The following is a 3,884-nucleotide window of genomic DNA, read 5'->3' as shown; positions in this document are numbered from 1 at the left end:
ATCCTGGCAATAATATAGTTCTCAGCTTGCAAGTATTCTACACCTCATTTCCGATATGATACCCTTATTGTACTTATGATTAAGGAAACTTATCAGATTGTATATTCCAATGTAAAATACTTAGGTATAACGAAGTATACAGGTAAAAAAATAAGGAACTACATTAGTATAGCATATTTATTCCCAGTTCTGCATCAATTTACTCATGATGGTCTGATATTATTACTATCGTTATCAGGAATATCTATGTATTTATCAAACATAGAGAATAGAGCAGCTATAAACTGTTCTGCGCTTCTATTCTGATCCACAATCTGTTCCAATGACAATCCTTCTATAAACTTACAGACATATACCCAACAAGCCAGATCACATGCTTCTACAATAATGTCATTAATAATCTTTCCCATAACTTTATCAAAATCATTGATATCTTCAACAGGAAGTGATTGCAGATAATCAAGCGGGGGAAGCTCCCCACCTGGATTATTCTTTTCTGATTCATTTAAAAATGCTAAGACCTTTTGCCTGGATTCTTCTGGCATCTTTACATATTCCCACAATGCAATAACCACTTTCAAATCCGTATCTCTACGAAGCGGTGGTAATTGGATATAATCATTTTCTTTACTCATGGTTCTTCTCCTCCTCTATGCTAACAATATTCTCACTAATTTTTCCCGGGCCAGATCAATCGCAGCATCTATAAATACACTTACATACAAAACCAGAAATGCTGAAACGATCAGGCAGAACAAAAATACAACCTGCACCCAATCCTGGTAACAGATAATCGTTCCTATTGCCAAAGCTACCAGTCCAAGCACCACAAATGATTTAGCAATTGAAACCATATTCACAACCAGCTTAACGAGTATTCCCACGATTATGAGAATAAACCAGACCGGAATCAATAATATTTTCCCAATGAGCTTTAAACAAAACATCTTTCTCCTCCTCTCAGTCAGACAGCAAACTGTGGCATGTCATGATTCACTTCTACCGGTGACTCATCCCATCCATTTGCAAAGGAATGGATCACAAGCCCCATCTTGCCAAGTGTTTTAAGGAGAAAATCCGGATCCGTACAAGCCAGATCACCGATGGTATGAATACCATACTTCGACAAAGTTCTGTTGGTAGATCTTCCGACATAGAGAAGATCCGATGCAGGCAGCTTCCAGATCAGACTCTTATAATTCTCCCGATTGAATTCGGTAATCGCATCCGGCTTCTTGTAGTCACTGCCAAGCTTTGCATAAATCTTATTCCAGGAAATGCCCTCGCTGACCGTAATGCCAAGTTCCTTTTTGACTCTGGCACTGATCTCATCGGCGATCTTACGGCCATCACCCTTCAGGGAAATACTGTCGGAAACATCCAGCCATGCTTCATCACAGCCATACGGTTCAATCTTATCCGTATACTCGCCGTAGATTTCCCGAAGCATTGAAGAGAACCTCAGATACAAATCCATTCGAGGAGGCACAAAGATCACATCAGGACATGCCTGCCTGGCCTGCCATAAAGCCATACCGGTTTTTACACCATGCTTTTTCGCGATATAATTTGCCGTAAGCACGATACCGTGTCTGGCTTCCGGATCTCCGCCAACAGCCAGTGGCTTGCCGGCAAATTCCGGATGATACAGCATCTCAACACTGGCATAAAAGCAATTTGCATCGGAATGGATAATCACACGATCCATGCGGCACCTTCTTTCTTTTCGAATATTTGTTCGATTCGTTATACTGGTAGTATATAGCGATTTATACTCGAAGTGAAGACGCAAACGTGCAATATTTCGATTTATAATCTATTTTACTTGCTTTTGCGAAATAATTGCGTTATAGTCTATATAGGAATTTAATACCTTGGGAGGTGACTGGTTTGTATAGAGATTTTGGTATGACACTTGCTGCCAAGAGAAAAGAAAAACATCTGAATCAGCTGCAGCTTGCTGATCTTTTGAATAAGAAAGGGTTGGAAGTAAAACCCGGATCCATCAGTAAATGGGAAAAGAATGTGAATTCACCAAATGTAATTCAGTTCTTTGCCCTCTGCGAGATTCTTGGAATAGATAATATTAATGATACTTTCGGCATTGCTATCGAAGAAAACCTCTTCGCTCAGCTCAATGAAGAAGGTAAGAAGAAAGCGATTGAATATATGAATCTGCTGATCAAAAGCGGAATGTATGTCCGGGAAGAACCTGTTTACATCACAAACAGAACGCTTAAAGTATTTACAGAACCTGCTTCTGCCGGCACCGGCCTCTTCCTTGATTCCGATCAATATGAAGAATTTGAAGTCGGTGATGATGTTCCAGCAACTGCAGACTTCGGTATACGCGTTTCCGGCGACAGCATGGAACCAGTCTATGTGAATAAACAGATCGTATGGGTTCATCAGCAGGATCAGCTGGAAAATGGCGATATCGGAATCTTCTATCTGAACGGTGACGCTTATATTAAAAAATATCAGAAGAACAAAGATAATGTTCAGCTGATATCTCTCAACAAAAAATATGCTCCTATCCAGATCAAACCTGAAATGGAGCTTCGAACCTTCGGAAAGGTCGTGAAATAAAATCAAGGCTGATGCCATCAACGGAAATCACATCCATGACAGCATCAGCCTTCTCTTTTTGTTCACTCACTCATACCAGAACACATCTTCCACAGGCTTATCGAAATATCTGGCGATACGAAACAGCACCTCATAAGATGCTATCTTCTGCTTTCGCTCAATTCTTCCAATCGTGTCCGTACTGGTTTCCACCAGCAAGGCCAGCTGATCCTGTGTCAGTCCCTCCTCGGTACGAAGCTTTTTTAAATTCGTCTGGAACTCCATCACAACACATCACCATCCCGCTAATTTTTAGAGACTCCCCGTCTGCTCCTAAAATGTAGCATAAAACAATGTGCAAAAATCCCGACAGCTACAGCATGTTTTCTGGTTTTGGCATGCGTCCGGTCCATCCCAGACTCCTTGCCCACGTTTTATAGCTTTTCTTCTCTTCCGGATCATCACCGTTAATCGTCTCAAGGAATTCGCAAAAACCTCCAACACCACCAACATCATCCACAAGACTCATTCCATCCCAGGCAATGCAGATTGGTTTTTCCTTACGCTGAATATCTCTCAACTTGTCCAGAAACTCTCCGTCTATTTGCTGACCAAAGGCATCTACAAACAAAGCTTTCTCAGGAACGAATCCATTTTTATCATGAAGCATATCGCCTTCTTCATCCCTGGCATAAACGGTTTTGTCGTACCAGGCATTGGTACAGGTGATTTTAATCTCCCACCCATCGCCATAGTCATATCGATAACACAATGCAGATAATGCCGGAATTGGTTCAGGATTATAATCAATACACAGCATTTCTAATTCACGGTCCAGTTCCTCCATCTCCCGGAAATAGGGAACCATGTCGATCGTCGGATTTCCTTCTTCGTCAAAATGCGTTCCTGCCTCTTCAACGATCTGGTCCATACGGGCTGTCAGCTGTCTGTATTTTTTGATAATGTCCTTACGTTTTTTCTCAACTTGTTTCAGTGCGGCCTCTTTCTCCTGTTTCCATGAATCCCAATCTGCCTGTTCAGCCGGTGTTTTTAGTACAGTCCAAAGCATCGGGCGTTCCAGCATTTCCTCACACTGACCTTCCATGTAGACATTCCACGTTCTCTGATCTGTTGTTTTCTTCTGAATAGCAGGCCAGTCCTTTCGGAATCTGTCTACTTCAATCTGTGCAGGAATGTAATGCTCTCCCACGCCTTCATAGGAGTATGGTCCACAATACTTGGATTTCAGCCAGGTCTTAAAGCTTTCACCTTTCTCATAATCATCGTCCCAATATATATCTTCATAATTCTCACTG

At 41.5% G+C, this 3,884-nt stretch carries 5 protein-coding genes and 1 pseudogene; 1 reads left to right on the top strand and 5 read right to left on the bottom strand.

Annotation, left to right across the window (positions count from 1 at the left end):
* Window positions 1–203: 203 nt before the first annotated feature.
* The 3 genes and pseudogenes from WMO25_RS15970 to WMO25_RS15960 form a co-directional block, all read right to left on the bottom strand.
* Window positions 204–635, bottom strand: a complete 432-nt coding sequence (locus tag WMO25_RS15970) for a hypothetical protein (protein WP_349086148.1) — start codon at window positions 633–635, stop codon at window positions 204–206.
* Between the two features lie 15 nt (window positions 636–650).
* Window positions 651–947: a hypothetical protein gene (locus WMO25_RS15965; protein WP_349086147.1), complete on the bottom strand. Its 297-nt coding sequence runs from the start codon at window positions 945–947 to the stop codon at window positions 651–653.
* Window positions 948–988: 41 nt separating this feature from the next.
* A pseudogene (locus WMO25_RS15960) lies at window positions 989–1,708 on the bottom strand (DNA polymerase Y family protein); the annotation flags it as partial.
* Between the two features lie 182 nt (window positions 1,709–1,890).
* Here WMO25_RS15960 and WMO25_RS15955 point away from each other — a divergent pair.
* Window positions 1,891–2,589: an XRE family transcriptional regulator gene (locus tag WMO25_RS15955; RefSeq protein WP_349086146.1), complete on the top strand. Its 699-nt coding sequence runs from the start codon at window positions 1,891–1,893 to the stop codon at window positions 2,587–2,589.
* Between the two features lie 66 nt (window positions 2,590–2,655).
* Here WMO25_RS15955 and WMO25_RS15950 read toward each other — a convergent pair whose 3' ends face one another.
* Both WMO25_RS15950 and WMO25_RS15945 read right to left on the bottom strand, forming a co-directional pair.
* A complete protein-coding gene (locus WMO25_RS15950; protein WP_183776710.1) occupies window positions 2,656–2,853 on the bottom strand; it encodes a helix-turn-helix transcriptional regulator in 198 nt (65 codons plus the stop codon).
* A gap of 88 nt (window positions 2,854–2,941) precedes the next feature.
* On the bottom strand, window positions 2,942–3,884 hold a 943-nt coding region (locus tag WMO25_RS15945; protein ID WP_349086145.1), incomplete at its 5' end, for a plasmid pRiA4b ORF-3 family protein.

The organism is Coprococcus intestinihominis, from assembly GCF_040096555.1.
GTDB lineage: Bacteria > Bacillota > Clostridia > Lachnospirales > Lachnospiraceae > Coprococcus_A > Coprococcus_A intestinihominis.
The sequence above is the reverse complement of the archived record's forward strand: the minus strand, read 5'-3'. Positions and strand labels throughout refer to the sequence as shown.